The 18,795-nt window shown below is 63.3% G+C and carries 18 protein-coding genes; 4 read left to right on the forward strand and 14 right to left on the reverse strand.

What is annotated here, in order from left to right; all coding sequences use genetic code 11:
* The first annotated feature begins 29 nt into the window (after positions 1-29).
* Entirely contained in the window at positions 30-773 is a 744-nt protein-coding gene (locus tag AC1ME3_RS13995) for a dienelactone hydrolase family protein (protein WP_480953613.1), read from the forward strand.
* A gap of 456 nt (positions 774-1,229) precedes the next feature.
* On the opposite strand, the gene AC1ME3_RS14000 is transcribed toward AC1ME3_RS13995, so the two are convergent.
* Positions 1,230-1,628 (reverse strand): RidA family protein, encoded by a 399-nt coding sequence (locus tag AC1ME3_RS14000; protein WP_480953614.1) that lies wholly within the window; start codon positions 1,626-1,628, stop codon positions 1,230-1,232.
* A 138-nt stretch (positions 1,629-1,766) separates the two neighbouring features.
* Here AC1ME3_RS14000 and AC1ME3_RS14005 point away from each other — a divergent pair, with 138 nt between their 5' ends.
* On the forward strand, positions 1,767-2,369 hold the full coding sequence (locus tag AC1ME3_RS14005) for a TetR/AcrR family transcriptional regulator (RefSeq protein ID WP_480953615.1): 603 nt from the start codon (positions 1,767-1,769) through the stop codon (positions 2,367-2,369).
* 75 nt (positions 2,370-2,444) lie between these two features.
* Here the strand turns inward: AC1ME3_RS14005 and AC1ME3_RS14010 are convergent, their stop codons facing one another.
* From AC1ME3_RS14010 to AC1ME3_RS14020, 3 genes are all read right to left on the reverse strand, one after another.
* Entirely contained in the window at positions 2,445-3,305 is an 861-nt protein-coding gene (locus tag AC1ME3_RS14010) for a hypothetical protein (protein WP_480953616.1), read from the reverse strand.
* A gap of 294 nt (positions 3,306-3,599) precedes the next feature.
* Complete coding sequence (gene bla, locus AC1ME3_RS14015) at positions 3,600-4,373, reverse strand: class A beta-lactamase (RefSeq protein ID WP_480953617.1); 774 nt, start codon at positions 4,371-4,373, stop codon at positions 3,600-3,602.
* 333 nt (positions 4,374-4,706) lie between these two features.
* Positions 4,707-5,606, reverse strand: a complete 900-nt coding sequence (locus tag AC1ME3_RS14020; protein WP_480953618.1) for an SDR family oxidoreductase — start codon at positions 5,604-5,606, stop codon at positions 4,707-4,709.
* Here AC1ME3_RS14020 and AC1ME3_RS14025 point away from each other — a divergent pair.
* On the forward strand, positions 5,584-6,444 hold the full coding sequence (locus AC1ME3_RS14025; protein ID WP_480953619.1) for an AraC family transcriptional regulator: 861 nt from the start codon (positions 5,584-5,586) through the stop codon (positions 6,442-6,444). The genes AC1ME3_RS14020 and AC1ME3_RS14025 overlap by 23 nt on opposite strands.
* A gap of 685 nt (positions 6,445-7,129) precedes the next feature.
* On the opposite strand, the gene AC1ME3_RS14030 is transcribed toward AC1ME3_RS14025, so the two are convergent.
* The 8 genes from AC1ME3_RS14030 to AC1ME3_RS14065 form a co-directional block, all read right to left on the reverse strand.
* On the reverse strand, positions 7,130-7,273 hold the full coding sequence (locus AC1ME3_RS14030) for an entericidin A/B family lipoprotein (protein ID WP_480953620.1): 144 nt from the start codon (positions 7,271-7,273) through the stop codon (positions 7,130-7,132).
* Between the two features lie 15 nt (positions 7,274-7,288).
* On the reverse strand, positions 7,289-7,471 hold the full coding sequence (locus AC1ME3_RS14035; protein ID WP_480953621.1) for a hypothetical protein: 183 nt from the start codon (positions 7,469-7,471) through the stop codon (positions 7,289-7,291).
* Positions 7,472-7,660: 189 nt separating this feature from the next.
* Positions 7,661-8,785: a LuxR C-terminal-related transcriptional regulator gene (locus AC1ME3_RS14040; RefSeq protein WP_480953622.1), complete on the reverse strand. Its 1,125-nt coding sequence runs from the start codon at positions 8,783-8,785 to the stop codon at positions 7,661-7,663.
* A gap of 283 nt (positions 8,786-9,068) precedes the next feature.
* On the reverse strand, positions 9,069-9,932 hold the full coding sequence (gene aqpZ / locus AC1ME3_RS14045) for an aquaporin Z (RefSeq protein WP_480953623.1): 864 nt from the start codon (positions 9,930-9,932) through the stop codon (positions 9,069-9,071).
* A gap of 114 nt (positions 9,933-10,046) precedes the next feature.
* The gene (locus tag AC1ME3_RS14050; protein ID WP_056485942.1) at positions 10,047-10,331 is read right to left on the reverse strand and encodes a CsbD family protein; all 285 of its coding nucleotides are present in this window, start codon (positions 10,329-10,331) and stop codon (positions 10,047-10,049) included.
* A gap of 34 nt (positions 10,332-10,365) precedes the next feature.
* A complete protein-coding gene (locus AC1ME3_RS14055; protein ID WP_480953624.1) occupies positions 10,366-11,799 on the reverse strand; it encodes a mechanosensitive ion channel in 1,434 nt (477 codons plus the stop codon).
* A 97-nt stretch (positions 11,800-11,896) separates the two neighbouring features.
* Positions 11,897-12,262: a hypothetical protein gene (locus AC1ME3_RS14060; RefSeq protein ID WP_480953625.1), complete on the reverse strand. Its 366-nt coding sequence runs from the start codon at positions 12,260-12,262 to the stop codon at positions 11,897-11,899.
* A 710-nt stretch (positions 12,263-12,972) separates the two neighbouring features.
* Positions 12,973-13,938: a glycoside hydrolase family protein gene (locus AC1ME3_RS14065; protein ID WP_480953626.1), complete on the reverse strand. Its 966-nt coding sequence runs from the start codon at positions 13,936-13,938 to the stop codon at positions 12,973-12,975.
* 116 nt (positions 13,939-14,054) lie between these two features.
* Here AC1ME3_RS14065 and AC1ME3_RS14070 point away from each other — a divergent pair, with 116 nt between their 5' ends.
* On the forward strand, positions 14,055-15,179 hold the full coding sequence (locus AC1ME3_RS14070) for a D-alanine--D-alanine ligase family protein (protein ID WP_480953627.1): 1,125 nt from the start codon (positions 14,055-14,057) through the stop codon (positions 15,177-15,179).
* Positions 15,180-15,342: 163 nt separating this feature from the next.
* Here the strand turns inward: AC1ME3_RS14070 and AC1ME3_RS14075 are convergent, their stop codons facing one another.
* Together AC1ME3_RS14075 and AC1ME3_RS14080 are read right to left on the reverse strand one after the other, a co-directional pair.
* Positions 15,343-16,224: an alpha/beta hydrolase gene (locus AC1ME3_RS14075; RefSeq protein WP_480953628.1), complete on the reverse strand. Its 882-nt coding sequence runs from the start codon at positions 16,222-16,224 to the stop codon at positions 15,343-15,345.
* Positions 16,221-18,710, reverse strand: coding sequence for a glycoside hydrolase family 9 protein (locus AC1ME3_RS14080; protein ID WP_480953629.1), 2,490 nt, complete (start codon positions 18,708-18,710; stop codon positions 16,221-16,223). The genes AC1ME3_RS14075 and AC1ME3_RS14080 overlap by 4 nt, the downstream gene beginning before the upstream one ends.
* Positions 18,711-18,795 lie beyond the last annotated feature (85 nt).

Consider the following 18,795-nt stretch of genomic DNA (forward strand, 5'->3'; position numbering starts at 1 on the left):
CGGAATCGTACCGGTATAAGGATGAGCGGATGATCTTGCGCAGCGACGAAACCCAGGATGTCGCCGTGTCCGGCAGCGGCCCGATGCGGATGCACGTGTTCCGGCCCACGATCGAGGGCCGCTTCCCCGGCATTCTGCTGTTCTCGGAAATCTATCAGGTCACCGCACCGATCCGCCGGCTGGCCTCGATGATCGCCGGCAACGGCTATCTCGTCGCCGTGCCCGAGGTCTATCACGAGTATGAGGCGCCGGGCACGGTCCTCGCTTATGATCTCGCCGGCACGGATCGCGGCAACGCGTTGAAGATCGCCAAGCCCGTCGCCGCCTTCGACGCGGACGCGGAGGCCGGCCTGTCCGCATTGCTCGCGCACCCGGCGTGCAATGGCCGGCTGGGAACGTTCGGCGTGTGCCTCGGCGGCCATCTCGCCTACCGCGCGGCGCTCGATCCGCGCGTGTCCGCCGCCGCGTGCTTCTACCCGACCGACATCCATTCGGGCACGCTCGGGAAGGGGCGGTCGGACGATAGCTTGGCACGCATGTCCGAGTTGAAGGCGGAAACCCTGTTCGTTTGGGGACGCCAGGACCCGCACGTTCCCTATGCTGGTCGGGAAGCCATCCGTGCGCGGCTAGAACAAATCGGCGCCTCGTATGAATGGCATGAACTGAACGCGCAGCATGCGTTCTTGCGAGACGAAGGCCCGCGTTACGATCCTGCGCTGTTCCTTCAGGCCATGGCGCTGACAATGGCGTTCTATCGTCGCGCTCTGGTATGATCCTGCCCGGGAGACGCTGCCATCTGACCGCCCAAGTCGCAGAGCGACGCCGTTTATTCACGAGCAGAGGGATCAAGAGTCCGCCTACCGTGGGACGGCCGCAAGCAGCCTATCCGCCGGAGGACCAGACTGGTGGTTTCACGAAGTCCTTCGCGCCGATGGAACGCCCGGCAGCCGGCTGAAATCGATTTGGTCCGTCAACAACCCGTCGATCGGCGCTTGATACAAGATTTTCCCGGACCCAAGTGCGCCGTTGCTAGCCTTCAACTTCGCGCACTGATCGATGTTGACGTATAGCCATTCGCCGTAATGGACATCTGGCCCGTCCGGGATGGACGGCTCGCCTTTGCCTGAAACGCCGTGCGATGTGCACGGACCGGTTTAAGGCAAGACGATGCTGCAACCGAACACCTACGCAGAGACGCCGCGATCGACGCCTCTGTGTACGAAGCGTTCTCAGTCTTTCGCTGGTATGCGAGCGATCGCCTTGATCTCGAAGTCGAACCCGGCGAGCCAGGTGACGCCGACCGCTGTCCAGTTCGGATAGGGCGGCTCGCCGATCTCGGCATTGCGGACGGCCATGATCGTTTCGAACTGGTTTTCGGGATCGGTGTGGAAGGTGGTGATGTCCACCACGTCCTCGAAACCACACCCCGCGGCCTCGAGCACGGCGCGAAGGTTGGCGAACGCACGGCGGACCTGATCCTCGAACAGCGGTTCGGGCGAACCATCCTCGCGGCTACCGACTTGACCGGACACGAACAGGAGATCGCCGGACTTGATCGCTGCAGAGTACCGATGCTCGTCGTAAAGGGCATGTCGGTTTGGAGGAAATATTGGTTGGCGAGTGGACATGGATGTCTCCTTGAAGCGCTACGACGGCTTGGGACGTTCCGATCCGTGCACCGCTATGCGTTGCGCCGCCTTTGGTATACGGAACGTATGTGAGTTATGTCGACATACGAGGCGTATGTCAAATCGAGGTTTTGGAATATGGCAGCGTCCACGGGCAAGCGGGCCGACATGATGTTGGAAAATCGCGCGAGGCTCGTCCGGGCCGCGCGTGATGCGTTCGCGACGCAGGGGTATGCGGCGGCCTCGATGGACGATCTGACGGCCACCGCTGGCCTGACTCGAGGCGCACTCTATCATCAGTTCGGCGACAAGAAGGGCCTGCTGTGGGCGGTGGTCGAGCAGATCGACGGCGAGATGGCAGACCGCCTGCGCGCCGTGCGCGAGAAGGCGCCGACGATCTGGGATGGCCTGCTCGACGAGGGCGGCGCCTATATCAAGATGGCGCTCGATCCCGAGATCCAGCGGATCATGCTGCTCGATGGTCCTGCGGTGCTCGGCGATCCATCGAGGTGGCCGGGCGAGAATGCCTGCCTCGAGGTTACGATGCGAACGATCCGCTCGCTCATCGACGATGGCTCGGTGCCGCCGATCGATGTCGAGGCGGCGGGACGGTTGCTTAACGGGGCGGCGCTGAGTGCGGCGCTATGGGTGGCAGCGGCCGCCGATCCGCCCACGGTCCTCGCTCATGCCGTTAGCGCGTTTCGGCGCCTGGCCGGCGGCCTGTTGCACGCCGATGCCTGATAAGCGAAAATGACGCGCCAAGAGCAGGGGGAGACAATGGCTACCGTCTAACTGGCGTATCGCCGATCCAGCGGTTCAGTCTCGCACCGTTCGTTCGTTCCCGTCGCTCGGCGCGAGCCATGCCCGGCCCCTGTCGAGGTCCAGTGTGAGGTCCCACCGGCGCAGGAAATCGAGCCCGATATTGCCGTCCATGATCAGGTCTCGCACGAGGGCAGGTCCCTGAACGACTGCGCCCGGAACGATCGTCATCGACACGTTCTGCCCGAGCTCCTGATCGGGCTTGAGACCAACCAGCGCCGCGGCATGGCGGGCGATCATCGTGGGGCCGGAGTTGCCGGTGTCGAGTTCCATCCACAGCATCCCTTGCGGCGTCGGTACACCGACGTCCACGGTCAGCGCCGCGCCCTGGACCTCGCGCACCAGCCGGATCGGTATCGGCCTGGCATGAGCGATCCGCTTTTCGAGGCTGGCGGGACTTTCCAAGACGATCTGCCGGGCCCGCGCGCGAAGCGTGACGATCCGTCCGGCAAACATGTCCAGGCCAAGGCCTCCACCATATACCGGGCTGCCAGGCGGCATGAAGCGTTGTATGTCGACATAGCCGAGCGTCGGCAGTCGAATGCGCTGGTCGCCAAGGACGATCGTCGCAGGGCGGCACTGGCGCATGTCGACGCGCTCGCCGATCGCACGGAATCCGGTGAGCTGTCCCCAGGGTTGGCAACCGACCCGGTCGGCCATGACGGGGCTCAACGCGGACACCCCCCAGCCGCTGTCGAACAGGAAAATACCGCGCTGGCCGTCGATGGTGGCCTCGATCGACATCGCTCCACCGGCTTCGTCATGCAGGGGTATGACCCGATCTGCATCAAGCGCCTGTGCGGACGCAAGAGGCATAAGCGTGGCGAACATGGCCAGCCAGACTGGCAGGCCGATCACGCGTTTGCGGGTTCCAGCGTTCCGTGCCCCCGCTGAATTCAACTTGCGAACGAATGCCACCGTGTCAGCCTTTCTTGGTATCGCGAACGTAAAGTGTCCCGCTTCCGAAATCGATCACCGCATCCGTCTTGATGAAGAACGTGTCCCCAAGTGTACTGCCGGTCCCTTGTGTCGGGTCCGGAAGCGTGCCGCTTTCGCGATCTCGCTTATTATTATGGGCGAACCGTCGTCAAAACGTATCGCTCGGCCTCCTGTCGAACGCTGAACCAGCAGCGTCGATCGCAAATGGCGTACTTAGCGGAAGGTCCGAGCGGCGATGGTTGCGCAGCGCGCGATGATCGTCTCGCGTTCCGCCTGTGGCGCCGCGCTGCCGGTGTAGAAGACGGACATCACGATCGGGGCCCCGCGCGCGGGAAACAGGACGCCGATATCGTTGCGGCTCCCGTTTGCGCCCGATCCCGACTTGTCGGCGACGTGCCATCCGGACGGCACGCCGGCAGGCAGCAACTTCGCGGTGATTTCGCTGTCGAGCATCCAGCCCTTCAGGTGCGCGCGGGATGCGTCATTGAGGACGGTGCCGAACAACAGTGTCGCGAGCGTCCGGGTCATCGCGGCGGGCGTGGATGTGTCGCGCGGATCGCCAGCGAGCGACGTGTTGAGCTCCGGTTCGAAGCGGTCGAGCCGCGACGCCGTATCGCCGATCGATCGCGCATACCGCGTCCAACCGGCAGGACCGTCGATCAGTTTGAGCAGGAGATTGTCGGCAGTGTTGTCGCTCCACCGGATCGCTGCCTCACAGAGTCCCTGTACCGACATCGCTCCCGCGGACAGGTTCTTCTTCGTGACGGGGGCATATTCGAGCAGATCGTTGGAGCCGTAGGGGATCATCTGGTCGAGCCTGAGCTTGCCTGCCTCGATCAGCGAAAGGATCGCGCCGCCCACCAGCACCTTGTGTGTGCTGCACATCGGGAAGCGCTCGTCGGCGCGATGCGAGATCGTCGCACCGGTTCCCGTATCGACCGCGAAGACGCCAAGCCGACCGCCCCCTCGGGCCTCAAGCGCGGCCAATTCCGTATCCGCTGTCTTTGCGTTCGCTCCCACGTTCCGCGGCGCGGTCTGCTTCGCGAAGGCGGTCGCCCCCGAGAGCATGCCGAAGGTGAGGAGGCCTAACGTTCGTCGCGTCGGATGCATGGACATGGGTAACCTCGGGTTGTTGCGCAGCGTGCGGTACGCGGCCTCGTGCGTCGATCAAGCGACCGAGCCGGGCGTGCGCCGCATACGGTCACGTTGGCGAAAGCAACATCCGTAGGTTCCATTCGCGGCGCGGCCGAACGTTTAATTGGGTCGCTGAAGGCGTCAATGTCGCTGAGGATCGACGATTGGCCCCCGGCCCGTCATCGATCACCAGCGATGCCGGGACTGTCCGGCATGTCCGTCGTGGAAAAACCCGCCGCTGGGTCCAAGCGCGCCTAGCGTGGCAAGATCGACGACGATGCGTGCCGCTTCTTCCACCGTGCGATGACCGGTATGGGTGTTCAGGTCGGTTGCGGTAAATCCCGGATCGGCCGCGTTGACCTTGATGCCCTCGTCGAGAAGCTCCTTGGCCAGCTTGACCGTCAGCATGTTGAGCGCTGCCTTCGATGCGCAATAGCCAGCAAAGGCGACGTTCCAGAACAGTCCCGCCATGTCCGTTGCGTCGGCGAGAGACCCGAGGCCACTGCTCGTCATGACGATGCGCGCGGACTTGGCGCGGCGCAACAGCGGCAGGAATGCCTGCGTGACCGCCAACGGGGCGAAGGTGTTGACCTCGAACATGGCGCGGATGTCGTCGAGGCTTTCCTCGCTCGGGCGAAATGGCATGCCGAGACTGATACCGGCGTTGTTGACGAGCACGTCCAGTGCATCGATCTCCCCCTCGAGCCGTCCGGCGGCAGCGCCCACGCTTGCGGCGTCCGTGACGTCGAGCGTGAGAACACGCGCGTCCACGCCGCCCGTCCGGAGTTCGGCGGCTGCTGCTTCTCCCCGACCGAGGTCGCGGCATCCCAGCCAGACGCGATAGCCATGGTCGCCGAGCTGCCGGGCGATGGCGAGGCCGATGCCTTTGTTGGCGCCGGTGACGAGAACGCTAGGAGCGTTCGCAGAGGTGTTTTCCATGACGGTGGTATCGCCGTGTGCCGAACCTCGCGCATCCTCGATCCTGCCGATGACTTGCCCGATCCTGCCAAATTGCGCGCAGCGTTGGGTTGACAGAATGTCGGGTAGGGCGCGGAGATCGGCGATGCTGACGAACCTGATATCCACGGTTGTCCGCCATGCCTCGGCCGACGGCCAACCCACCGCGATGCCGCGCCTGACGATCTGGACCGCAGACGGTCCGACCGGAATGATCCCTGCTCTATTCGAGCCCGAATTCTATCTGCTGCTGCAAGGCGCCAAACGAATGGCGATCGCCGACACGACACTGGATTGCGCTGCCGGGACGAGTGCGGTGGCGTCGGTCGGGTTGCCGTTCACCAGCCAGGTGGTGATGGCGACGCCGGCAACGCCCTATCTCGGCATAGAGTGGAGAGTCGATCCGTCGATCATAGCGGACCTGCTCCTCGAAATGCCGGACGATACCAGGACATTGTCCGGCGCGATTTCCTTCGCCCAGGTCGACGAGGCCGTCGTCGAGCCGCTCGGCCGCCTCCTGCGGTTGCTCGATGCGCCGGCCGAAATCCCTATGCTTATGCCGCAGTACGAACGCGAACTCTGCTATCGGCTGCTTCAGGGACCGCTCGGGCCCAGGCTTCGCCAGATTGGCCGGCACGATGCCCGCTTCGCGCAGATCAAGCGCGCCGCGGAATGGATCGGACGAAATGCTGTCAGCCCGATGCGCGTCGCATGGCTGGCGGCGCATGTCGGTATGAGCGTCACGTCCTTCCATCGACATTTCAAGTCGGTGACGGGCTACGCGCCACTTGCCTATCATCAGCACGTCCGGTTGCTGGAGGCACGCCGCCGGTTGGCGACCGGGGCGATGACCGTCACGTCCACGGCCTTCGAGATGGGCTATGCCAGCGCCTCGCAATTCAGCCGCGAATACAAGCGCGCGTTCGGGAGGGCGCCCGTTCACGACGTGGTCGCACGTCCAGTTTGATCGCCGGATATCGATACGGAAAAGTCGGAACGATCTCGGCCAAAAGATACGAAGCTGCAGGCAGTGGGGCGTTCAGGCGGAGTTCGCCCGCACCGATCCCGTTTCATCAAACGCGCTTACCGCATCGTCGCGCCATCGGGGGACCGGCCGACGCAGCGGGCCACCATGTGCTGACACTCGATGGCGCAATGTCCACTTCGCGCGCCGTGCTGCGAGAGCTTCCGCTGCCTGCAATCGACAGGCCAATTCACCATCCTGCCGGGAAGGTTCGAATCGAGAAGCTCATGCTCGACTAGCGCTTCTCTCGGCTCAAGGGGATGTGGCGTCCTAGCGCGAAACAACTGAAAAGAGTGACCTCGCTAGTTTCGATCTACTGTTCAATGGACAAAAAGAAGCCCCGCTGCCAGGGCAGCGGGGCCATTTTCGACCGATATTGCACGGGGGACGGAATACAAAACCGGCCGAAAAAAGAAACGAGGTGCCGAAGACTGTCATGGCTATACCGCTCCATCGGAAGTTGGAGTGGTATCGCAACACGTAGCAGCCTGATCGCGCGAGAGCAGGCAACCTGAAGCGTACAGGCTAAGACTTTCGACTGACCTCGGCTCTCGGCGTCGTCGGCGATGATGAGTTCACGCAGGCATTGACCTTATGGTATGATCACGTCGCCGGAGCCGAATTTTGCTTACTTCTTCTTGCCGTTTTCGCCAGAGGCGCTCGATACCGCTGTTCCCGCGGACTTCACGTCTTTGCCGACGCCATTCACGGTGTGGCAACCCGTCAAGATTAGACCTGTGGCGACAACTGCCAGTGTAAATGCCTGTTTCATACTGTCTCTTTCGACTTAGTGTTTGAGGTGGATGGTGCCGGATCGGCGCGAACGAGGAGTTTCCGGTTTGAATTGATCGGCATCGACGGCATCGAGATCGATACCAGTCTGAGAGCGCGACACCCCGGTGAGCTTTGTCAGCGCGTCTGCGACAGACTTTCTGCCCTTGATGGCAAGTTCGTCGTCATCTTCGCTCACGCTGGTCGTTTCCTCGGTTGGCTGCCTAGACAGGTTATCGGTGATTTAGCGGACGATGCGCGATGCCAACAGATTGAAATGTATTGATTTGATAGTATTTTCTACAGGTTTCATGGTCAGTATCGGTATTCGTGACGCACCAGCAGCCTGGCAAGTATGAGCAGGCTATTGATCGACTGTTTCACGCCTTCAGGTCGATATCGTGTCAGCGGTGCATGACAGTAGCGCGGTATGAACGCTTCCCTTGTCGAATCCGCGTGCCCGGCCCCACGCTGCTGCGGCCACCCTGCGATTGACGCCAATCTTGCTGTAGACGCGCGCGACGTGGTTGCGGATGGTGTTGCCGCTCACGTTCAAGGTGCGCGCCATTGTCTTGTCGTCCATCCCCTCACAGATCAGCGCGAGCACTTCGCGCTCTCGTGCGGTGAGGTCGTTCAGTCCCGATGGAAGGGGGCTGCGCACCGGCTCGGACCGCAGTGTCAGGTTGTCCAAGATGGCGTGGCTCAGCCATTTGGATTCCGATATCGTCGCCTCGATCGCGGCGGCGAGGTTGCGCTCGTCTATCCGACGATTGGTCACGTCCTGAAACGTCCAAAGGGCGTAGGCCTTGCCGGCGATCATGACCGTGGCTTCGGAAATCTGGCATTCGAGGCGCTGTCCGGATTGGGTACGGACGAAGCCGGAGGCAAGTCCCAATGGCCAAATATCGATGTCGTCCGTCGATCGACCGGATAGGTCATTTCGCGCGTATCCGAGCAACGAACACAGACTGTCGTTCGCGACTGTCACGACGTTGTCGGCCGGATCGACTATCATCATGCACGCCGACGAGGTTGCGAACGCGGTTTGGACGCTTGTTCGAAGTTGATCGTGGCAGCGTTCAGTCTCATCCCATGGTTCGATATCCGTGAGGGTAAGCAGCATGCAAGGCTGGCCGGCGACGGTTACGGGCTGGCCCGTCACGATCACGGACCGGCTTGTGCCGTCACGCATCGCCAGACTGGCCCGGGTCTGCGGGATCGTCTGCGCGTTGACGAGTGCGCGCTTTACCATTGCGTAGTTCGCCACGCCCTCGAGGACATTGCGCTCGTACATCGAACGTCTCAGCCAATCCTCGTCCGCGCTGTTGGTAAGCGCGAGGAAGCTGCGATTGACCATGACGTAACGCAGGTCACGCAAGCCGCAGACGATGGCGGGGGCGGGGTGCGTCTCGATCGAGCATTCGAGCCGCGTCATGCGATCGGGTGCATGCCACACGGTGCCCGCGAGCGTGTGGTTGGGGCGTGTAAAGATATCCAGGCAGTCGTTCGTCATGGTCGTTCCTCGTCGTCACGAAGATACGCGTCAATGGACCAATAGATGGAGTGAAAAATCTGTCATATCAGAAGCGCCCCATTTTGACACCAAGTGGATCTGTATATTGTTGTGCAATCTGTATGACAGATAAGTCAAAAGGTAAGTATTGGTTACTCAAGCCGATCTTGGTGATATTAACTATGATATTCTCTCAGACCGGTTCTTGTACTGATGCCGCAAGCGACACCTTGTTGTTAAATTGGTGAAATACTGCTTCTCATTCTCGCGGCTGTCCGGTGCACTATCCTTCGCGCGGTGCAGTATTGCGGTCATCGCCGACCATCAGCTCGACGGGGGTATCGCCGATCGGGCCAGGTGATTGATCTTCGTCGGTATGCGCGAACAGCCAGCGACCGAGAAGGCCAGCTACGGCGGCGCCGCTCAGTGGTGCGATCCAGAACAGCCAGAGCTGCGACAGCGCCCACCCGCCGACGAACAGCGCCGGACCCGTGCTGCGCGCCGGGTTCACCGACGTATTGTCGATCGGGATCGAGATGAGATGGATCAGCGTCAACGCCAGACCGATCGACAGCGGCGCGAACGCTGCCGGGGAACGCTCGTCGGTCGCGCCGAGGATTACCGTCAGGAAACCGGCGGTCAGCAGTGCCTCGGAAAGGAACGCGGTGGCCGCGCTGTATCCGCCCGGCGAATGCACGCCGTAGCCGTTCGCGGCGAACCCGCTGGCGACCAGGTCGAACCCTGCGGTCCCCGATGCCAGTGCAGCGAGCGCCGCGCTGCCCAATATGCCGCCGATGACCTGCGCGATGACATAGCCCGGGAGGTCGCGAGCGGGAAAGCGACCGGCGACCGTCAAGCCGACGCTGACGGCCGGATTGAAGTGGCCCCCCGAGATGAAACCGACGGCAAACGCCATCGTGAAGACGGTAAGGCCGAACGCCAGTGCCACGCCAGCCATGCCGATCGTTCCGGGGACGCCCGTGCCCGCGGCAAGGACCGCAGCGCCACAACCGCCAAGGACCAGCCAGAACGTGCCGATGACTTCGGCGGCCAACCGTCGCGCGGTAGCGATACGGCGGGGGCGGGCTACCTGACCGACGGGCGTACCGATGGTCGACGCGCGCTGGAGGTGTGGACTGTCGGCCATGTCTTTCGTGCCTAACTGGGGTGCATCGATGAGCGCCCGTCGGTCTTTGAAGTGGCGGGCAGGGCACAGCGATCGCTGCCCCGCCCGCCGTTGGGAAGCGGCGTTTCTGGCGGCTTACTTGCCGCGCAGGGTGTTGATGACCGCGATGCCGAGCACGCCGGCCACGGCGGCCGCGGTGAAGGGGCGCTCCTTCGAGAACTGGCGGACATAGTCGAGCAGCGGGCGGATGTTGTCCTCGACGACATCCTTCGCCTGGCCGACGGTCTTCTGGATGGTGCCGCCAAGCTGGTCCGCGGCGCCTTCGCTCTGCAGCGACGTGTCGCCGATCGCGCCGCCGAGCGTTTCCTTGAGCTTGCCGCCGACGTTGGTGGCTGCGCCGTTGAGGGTATCGGTGTTCATGAGATATTCCTTTGATTTGCGAGGGAGGGAAAGGTCAGATCAGGGGGCGGTCGGTCGGGTCCCGCATGTCGCCACGGTCGTCCTGACGGGTTTCGCTACGGGCGAAATCGCTGTCCGAGAGACGGTCCGTCGATGCCGTGGCAGACGTCGCCGTACGGTCGCCGTCGATCGCGCGATCGGCGCGGTCATCGGTCAACTTGGCACCGTCGAGCATCCGCTTGACGGCATTCCCGGCCGCATCGCGACCACCCAGGCCGAACGCCAGCGCGAAGGCCACCGCGATCGCACCCAGCAGCAACCCGAACGCCAGGTTGATGATGTCGTCGGCCAGGCCCATGAAGCGCAGGCCGATCGCGGTGCCGAGCACGATGATCGCGATCCGCACGACAAGGGCGGCAACGCGCGTGCCCTGGTCGCCGTTACGCTCGATCGCTTGCGCCACGAAGCGGGCGATGACGACCGATGCGAAGATGATGATCGCACCGAACACGACCTGCCCGAACAGCGTCAGCACCTCGGCCATGATCTGCGAGCCATAGGCGAAGTTCAGCTGGCGGAACGCTTCCATCAAGCCGAAGATCAGGATCGCGACGAATGCGCCGGTGCCGACCGTCTTCGATGGCACGAACGACGGACTGGTCGACTGGCCGGTGGTGCCGGGCTCGCGGTTTTCCGTGTTGCCGAAGATGCCGATCGACCCGATCGTCCGGTCGAAGCCGGTCGTTGCCAGGAACTGCGTCAACAGACGCGACGCGAACTTGGCGATGACATAGGCGACGGCTAGGATCATGCCGGCGGCGATGACGTGCGGGATGGCGTCGAGGATGATGCGCAGCATGGCGGTTGCCGGCTGCGAGATCGCCGCGATGTTGAGCGTGTCGAGCGCCGCGATCGAGACCGGGATGATGATCAGCGCGAACACGATGCCGCCGATGGTACGCGGCAACATCGTCGGATCGGTCGGCGTGGTTGCGCCGACATGCGTCGAGAAGCGCTCGACATGGCTGGCCGTGATGACCGCCTCGACCGCCTTCTTGGCGACCTTGGCGAGCACGTAGCCGAGGAAGAAGATCAGCGCTGCGCCGATGATCCGTGGGATGGCCGTGCCGAAGCCCTGCAGCATGTCGCCGAGCGGACCGGTTGCCCCGGCCAGACCCAGTGGCTGCGTCGCGAGGAACAGCGCGATCAGGAGGACCACCCAATAGGCGGCATCACCGACCTGCGCGCCGATCGTGGTCGGGTTGCGCGGGTTTGCGTTCGGCTCGTTGGCGTGGATCGCGAGCGGCGTCTTGTTGACGAGCTTGGCAACGCCCCACTTCACGGCACGGGCGATCGCCCAGCCGATGACGAGGATGATCAGCGCCGCGATGATCCGGGGTGTCCAGATCTCGACATAGCTCCAGGCTTGCGCCCCGAAATCGCGGGTGTTCGATACGACCGTATCGCCCGCATAGGTTACGTCTTGCATGTGTGTGTCCCTTGAAACCCTCTACGGGGCCTGACGTCTGCCGGTGCGCGGCGTCGTGTGCCTTGGGTGTGCCTTGGCCTCGATGCCGCGGTCCGGATTAGAGTGGTGATGCGGGGTCGGTCAGGATGCCGCACGCAGCAGCGGCCTTGCCGACCTCGAGCGGTACCTTTGGATCCTTGACCTGACCCGACACGCGAACGAAGTCGCTGGCCGTCAGGCGGCCCGGCGTGGTGTCGCCTTCGCGCGAAGCCTTGGCCGCGCGACCGAGCTGCTGGAGCTGGCCAAGCGACAGGTTCGCTTCGAGACGGTCGCCGACGCACTGCGACTGCGCCGGCTGGAAGCCATAGCCTTCCAACGAGGTGGCGATCTTCGCCGACGGATTGACGCAAGCACCCAGCGAGACCGTGCCGATGCCAACCGCGACAAGTCCGGCGATCCGCGTGAAACGAATAAGCTGTGTCATAAGAAAGCCCCTGTTTCTGGGGGCCATACAGTCAAGCCAGGGCGGCTATCGATCTGATGATCCCAAACGCCAAACCAGCCAGTCCACTTAAAAGTTTCTGGTATAATCGGCGACTTATCAGGTACATAACTACCATTGCCGTTAGAATTCGCTGGAATGTGAGGCGTTGGCGGGATCGGCGTCGGCGCGCGCGCGATACAAGAGCACGAACTTTTCGTGCAGGATCCTTGCGCTGCTATCGATCGCGACTGTGGCACGGTGACGATGCCATTCTGCGCGGGCAACATTATAGGCACGGTTCGTCGAGTCCCGGTCGGCACTCGCGGTAGTTTTGTTACTGGTCATTTATGCACTCTCCGGAACTGCCCCTACGCGCGTGACCGGCGCATTTACATGGTGCAAAACTACCCGATGTCAGTGCGTTATAGAGGGGTGCCGATTAGCGTGGCGAACGCGATCGCTAATCGCTGGCTGGCCGAATGCCACGAGCAGAAGAAGCGCTTGCGGTTGGCCCGTGCGATTTCTTTCAGATAAAATGAGGCGGCGCCGATCTCGACGCCGGCGATCTTAACGCCGGCGTGACCGTGATCGCGAGCTTGCCGAGCGCGCGTAGGTCAGAAGCGCACGGTTTAGCGGCGTCATGCCGCTCGAGTTCCAGCTTCGCTCAATTTACAGGACAACGCTCCGACAGCGCCGCAATTCCGGGGCGATCACGGTATGGCGTCGGCTAAGGCCCGGGGCACGCTGATCACTGTGCCGTGCCGAGCATTTTCCGGGAAGCGGACGCGCATCGTTTCGTCCCGCCAATGCGCAAAATCGGTCGTTGAGGCGGCCCCGAAATGCCCCTTCTCGTAAATGTCGTAATAGACGAGGTACCGGTCGTTCAGCCGGATTGCGGTAGGGCCCTCGGTCATGGTGCCGGTGAAAGGGGCACTGACCGGACCGAACGGACCGGTCGGCGAGGCGGCCGCACGGCTTACCAGCCAGCGACGCTGTTCGACGTCATGGGTTTCATCCTTGTAGATCAATCGGAAGCCGCCGCCGGTGAGCTTGAGCAGGGTGAAGTCGATCGAGTCCGTGCCGGGGTCGAAGAGCAACCTGGTTGGCGAGAAGCGTCGAAAGTCCCGCGTCCGAGTATAATAAGGCCGCAGCTTTAGACCGTCGAAGCGCGCGCCGGGGGTTGCGCCAAACCTGCCGTCGATGCTGCTCGACCACATGACGACGAAATCGCGCGCCCTTTCGTCAAAGGTAATTTCCGGCGCCCAGCAGTTCCGAACACCCTGGAACGCGGCCGACGTGGCATGACCGATGACCGAGCCAAACCAGTCGCTGGTCCAGACGACATGCCAAAGCCCGTCCGGTCCCTGCGATAGTTGCGGATCGCGCATCAGTCTGTCCTGCCCGACCACGGGATTCAGGAAGCCGCGCCCGCCGCCCAGCGGCGTAAACTCATAGCCGTCGTCGCTTCGCGCGAGCTTCAACCCATCGCGGCCCTCGTCCTTGTCGGTGAAGTAGCTTAGCAGAAAAACGCTATCTTTGCGCTGCCGTGCCGATACTGGCACCGCATGGACGGGCACCGCATGGACGGGCAGGGCATGGACGGGCAGCGCCGCGCCGCCGCCCAGGCCAAGGCCTATGCCCGCCAGAATTGTGCGTCGCGTCAACCCGTCCGTCATGAGCGCTCCTTGTCCGTCAACCGGGATGATCGTGGCTACCGCATCGTTCCAAGGTCCTGGCTGGAATTGCAAGAGGACGGTGCCGCACGCTACGGGCGACGCACGAGGAGATTTCAATGACGCCAGCGCCCGTCGCCATTCTGTACCAGGCGCTACCGCCACCGCTGATCAACGGCTTGCGCAAGGAGGCTAAGCCCGGCGGATATTCCGATGGCGGCGCCGACATGGCGTATGCGTTGCGTCTGGCCGGCATCGAAATTGTCACTCCGGTACCTTTGCCGGATTCGAACGCGGCGCTCGACTGGGTCTTTCCGGATACCGCAGCTGGTATCCGCGCAGCGAAGAGTGCCGGAGCAACCGTGCTGTGGGCGAACACGGTGTTGTTCGCCGGACACCCGCTGGAGACCGTGTTGGCCGAGTTCGACATCGTCGGCCAGGTTCCGGCAGCGATGCAGGCGTTTGACGATAAATTCGAGACCAACCGCATGTTGGCGCGGAAAGGATTGCCGGTTGCACGGTCCTTCCTGCTGGCCAATACTTCAAGGGAAGGCGTCTCTGCCCTTGCGAACGTCGAGCAAGCCTATGCCGAACATGGCATGACATTTCCCCTGATCGTCAAACCCGTACGCGGGCGTGGCAGCCAGGGTGTCACGCTGGTCGACGATATCGACGCGCTGCGGAGCGCATCCGCGGCCTTGATCGAATATGCAACGTTCGGCGACATGCTCATGGTGGAGGAGTATCTCGCTGGGGACGAGATGACCGTCACGGTCATGCCGCCTGCCTCCGCCTGTCCCGATGGATCGCGTGGGCGCGAGCATTGGGCCTTGCGACCCGTGTACCGTTTTGACCAGCGCGGCGGCGTGGCGCCGTACAATGGCGACGTACCTGTGACTGCCAACAGCGTGGCGATCGATCCGGAGCGCCTGCTTGATCCGGCGATCGGTGCCATGATCGACGCCTGCGTTGCGGCAGCATCGTTCGTCGACGCGCGCACGGCGATCCGGATCGACTGCCGGGCCGACCGTCAAGGAACGTTCAAACTGTTCGACTTGAACATGAAACCAAATATGACCGGCCCGGGCCGCCCTGGTCGCGACGATCAAGACTGCCTGTCAGCGATTGCAGCGAGGGCAGACGGATGGCGTTACGCAGATCTGCTGGTCGCATTACTCGCGGCCTCATGGAGGAGGGGGCCGGAAACCGAGAATTCCGTTCATCGCGGTCGTAGCGGTCTATGAACGATCAGCGAGGGTAGAACAGCGGCCCGATGGTCCCCTAACCAGTGAGAGTTGATGATCGGCGTTCGCAAAACTGCGGACGTCAATTGATGACGGTTCATGCGGCGACACTGCGGATCGCCACGGCGTGATACGGGTCCAGAGGAAGGACATCATCCGGGGTTCACTTCGCAGGCCGCGGCGAAAGCCAGCCCCCGTCGGCCAGCCAGTCTTGCAGGCGATCCGGCCAATGCAGGATCGAGATCCGGTCCGACTCGTCGAGATTGAACGCATGGCCGCTGTCGGCATACATGTGCAATTCCGCCGACACGCCGCTCTTCCGCAGTTGTTCGTAGAGCGCGACCGTGGGCGCCGCGCAGCAGGGATCGCGGCTGCCGGCGACCAGGAATGCGGGCGGCGCATCCGCGACGGCGGTGGCCGGGATGCCGCGGGGTCCGGGGAAAACGAGGACCTGGAAATCGGGGCGTGCGGGTTGCTTGTCGACGGCATCGCGGGCGACGCGTCCTGCCGGTTCTGGATTGTCCGCGATCAGCGACACGAGCTCACCGCCAGCGGAAAAACCCATCGCACCCACACGCTGCGGGTCGATGCCATAGTCGGCGGCATGCGCTCGGACCCAGCGCAGCGCGCGCCGCGCGTCGTCCGCAGCATCGCCCTCGACCGAGTATTTCGAGCCGGCTTCGTTCGCGAGACGGTATTTGAGTACGAACGCGGTCACGCCCATGCGGTTGAGCGCGGTTGCGACCTTGGTGCCCTCGTTGGTCCAGACCAGCAATTTGTGACCACCGCCGGGCATGATCACCATCGCCGTTCCGTTGCGGTGCGCAGGGGGAGCGGGGAAGGCGATCAGCGACGGATTGTGGATGTTGCGAACCCAATAGTCGCGCACGACTTCGGCCTCGCCGCGACGCGCGGCCGATCCCGGCGCGCCGTTCGGCCACAGCTTGATCATGGTATAATGCGGTGGCTGCTCCGGCGCAGGATCCTGTGCCCCCAGCGGCGCGGCAGCCAGCAGCGCGAACGCCATCAATACCGTTCGTTTCACTTGGCCTCTCCCGCTGCGGCCACCGCCGCCCGCGCGGCGAGGATGTAGGCCGATGTCGTGCTGACCGTATATTCGTTCTCGAACCACAGGAACGGCCAGTCGGTCTTCAGTTCGGGGAAGTCCGGTTTGACGATCAGCACGCCCGGCACCATTCCACCTGGGATAAAGCTGTAGTCCGCGCGATTATGCCCGTAGCCAACCAGCTTCGAGGCCGTCCCGACGGTCGAGACCAGCGACAGGTTGTTCGCCGGATGCCGCCCCAAAACATAATCGATCGCGTCGAGCGTGTACTGGGTTCCGACCAGCTCTGGATACGCTTTGTGCAAGAGATACATCGTCGTGCCGAAGCTGACGACCTGGTTCGACCCCGCCCAGGCGCCGTCGCTGATCGGCACGCCGAACGGGTTCTTGGCCTGGTCCTGGTCGGCCTTGGCCTTCAAGTCGCGGACCAATGGCGTCAACTGTGCCCGGTATGCGGCGTCCATAAACGGGATTGCGCGCACCGCCGGCCCCGCGACCCATTCGAAGTTCTGCTTTATCACCGGCAGCAACGCGCGCAGGCGGTTCGCATAGAGTGCGTCGCCCTTGCTGGTGATCAGCAGTTCCACGGTCGCGGCGACATTGGCACCCTCGGCAGAGCGAGGCGAGGTCGAATCATCGCGCCCGTCGCCTGCCGCAACGACGCCCTGCTGCTGCCTGGTCCACATGGCCTTGGCAGCGGCTAGAGCTTCCGACGCCATTTTCGGGTCGCTGGCGGCCAGCGTCCGTGCGGCCCCAGCGAGCGCGCCCGCGACCAGCAGGTTGTTCGCGGGAAGATCCGTGGTGAACGCCCAGCGATCGTCCTGCGTACCCGATGCGCCGGCCTTGTGCTCGGTGGGTTTTAACGTGGGGTCGAACGTCAACCCGTCGGTCTGCGACCCGGCTTCGCCCAGATGCGCATATTGCCGCAGCGCCGGGTCGACGATGCCGACGATGGCGTGCCCGAACACCTTGTACTGCGCGAGCAGTTGCAGCGTGCCGTGGCGGATTTGCTGTAGCGAATCCTCGATGCCGTCGGGCTTGCGGATCTCGACCGCGCGCGCCGCCTCGTCGATGCTCGTCTCGTCCCAGTCGAGCCCGAACAGTTCGCGTGCCCAGACGAGGTCGCGTACCACCGATGCGTTCTCGGGCGTCTGGATGTCGTAGTCGCCTGCATCCTGCCAGCCGCCGACCGCGAGCCCGGGGATATGCTCGCCGGCCTTGAACGGCGAGTCGAGCTTTGCACCCATCTTGTAACCGTCGAAATGCACGATGTTCGGTGGTGCCTGGCGTGCGTCGTCGAGATGCGAGGGGGCGGACCAGACGCGGTATTGTTCGCGGATCCCGACATGGTCCATCTGCTCGGCGATGAACGTGTCAAGCGAGGTTTGCCAGATCCGGTCATAGGCGTCGGTCGAGATGCGGAAGGGGTTGGTCGTCTTCCCCGCATACGAGATCGCGTAGATGCCGGGTTCGCGCACGCTTGAGAAATCGAACGCCGCATAGTCGTACCGCGTCCAATGTCCGCGCGGCTTCGTCCTGGCGCGGAACACCGACTGTTGCCGGCCGTCGGCGGTAAGCCTGACCAGCTCCGCCTCGCCCGGCGCCTTGAAGTTCGGGTCGAGCTCGATCAGCGCGACCTTGGGACGGGCAGGGGTATAGCCCGCCTGGTTGAAGGAGACGACGGGCTGGCGCGTCCAGTTCTTCACGACGTTGGGGCGGACGTGCCAGACAACCGCGTTGTCCTTGGCCCCCGCCGCGATCATCGATCGCACGACGAACCATCCGTTCTGCGCACGCGCGCGGGCATCATACAGCGCGAGCGGTCCCTGATCCGACGTGATCGTGACCCGCGTCAGTGGATCCTCGGGCGCGAGCGTGATCGACCTGCCCCCCGACGCCAGCGGCAGAGGGTCGCCCGAGCCGTCCTTCGCCATCGGTCCGGTCGGGTGACGCGGAAACAGCCCCGGCGCCGCATCCATCAGGTACGTCTTGCCGAAATAGGCGGTCGGCAGGAAATCGAGATTGAAACCGGCCTTGCCGACTAGCTCGGCGGGCAAGGGCCGTTTTAGATCGACGGCGATCCGGAATCCGTCGCCCTCGGCTGTCACCGTGACGCTGTAGTCGAGCTTGGCGTCCTTGTAGGCGGAGCGCACCACAAGTTGGTTGGGTTCGGTACCCCGCGTGCGGCTGATGAAGGCGGGTACCCGCGCCCATTGCTCGGGCGTGTTGTCGAGCCGGACCGCGCCGTCGGTCGCGATCCGGTCGCCGTGCAACACGATCTGGATCCCGGCATTCTTTTCGTCGAAGAAGATCGGGCTGAACTGGTTCTGGTCGACGATTACGCTCAGCCCCTGCGTCTCGAGCGTCTCGGCAGGGCTTACCGTGAGCGACTGCGCGTAGATCGCGCCTGAAAATGCCCATAGACCCACCGAAGTGAGGAGGGTGGGGATAACCTTGCGTGACACGCATCTCTCCTGTCGAAAATCATGGCCGGTGGCGCGCTTGGTTGCGCGGCTCTCCAGCGAAGACGTCGTAAAACGGGTGGGAACA

It is taken from the genome of Sphingomonas sp. BL2 (assembly GCF_056680015.1).

What these genes read in the sequence shown, in the direction of transcription:
- aqpZ (WP_480953623.1), bottom strand. Translation starts at nt 9,932, where the DNA reads ATGGCCGACAGTCCACACCTCCAGCGCGCGTCGACCATCGGTACGCCC.
- AC1ME3_RS14030 (WP_480953620.1), bottom strand. Translation starts at nt 7,273, where the DNA reads ATGAAACAGGCATTTACACTGGCAGTTGTCGCCACAGGTCTAATCTTG.
- AC1ME3_RS14070 (WP_480953627.1), top strand. Translation starts at nt 14,055, where the DNA reads ATGACGCCAGCGCCCGTCGCCATTCTGTACCAGGCGCTACCGCCACCG.
- AC1ME3_RS14025 (WP_480953619.1), top strand. Translation starts at nt 5,584, where the DNA reads ATGCTGACGAACCTGATATCCACGGTTGTCCGCCATGCCTCGGCCGAC.
- AC1ME3_RS14055 (WP_480953624.1), bottom strand. Translation starts at nt 11,799, where the DNA reads ATGCAAGACGTAACCTATGCGGGCGATACGGTCGTATCGAACACCCGC.
- AC1ME3_RS14000 (WP_480953614.1), bottom strand. Translation starts at nt 1,628, where the DNA reads ATGTCCACTCGCCAACCAATATTTCCTCCAAACCGACATGCCCTTTAC.
- AC1ME3_RS13995 (WP_480953613.1), top strand. Translation starts at nt 30, where the DNA reads ATGATCTTGCGCAGCGACGAAACCCAGGATGTCGCCGTGTCCGGCAGC.
- AC1ME3_RS14065 (WP_480953626.1), bottom strand. Translation starts at nt 13,938, where the DNA reads ATGACGGACGGGTTGACGCGACGCACAATTCTGGCGGGCATAGGCCTT.
- AC1ME3_RS14005 (WP_480953615.1), top strand. Translation starts at nt 1,767, where the DNA reads ATGGCAGCGTCCACGGGCAAGCGGGCCGACATGATGTTGGAAAATCGC.
- AC1ME3_RS14040 (WP_480953622.1), bottom strand. Translation starts at nt 8,785, where the DNA reads ATGACGAACGACTGCCTGGATATCTTTACACGCCCCAACCACACGCTC.
- AC1ME3_RS14050 (WP_056485942.1), bottom strand. Translation starts at nt 10,331, where the DNA reads ATGAACACCGATACCCTCAACGGCGCAGCCACCAACGTCGGCGGCAAG.
- AC1ME3_RS14060 (WP_480953625.1), bottom strand. Translation starts at nt 12,262, where the DNA reads ATGACACAGCTTATTCGTTTCACGCGGATCGCCGGACTTGTCGCGGTT.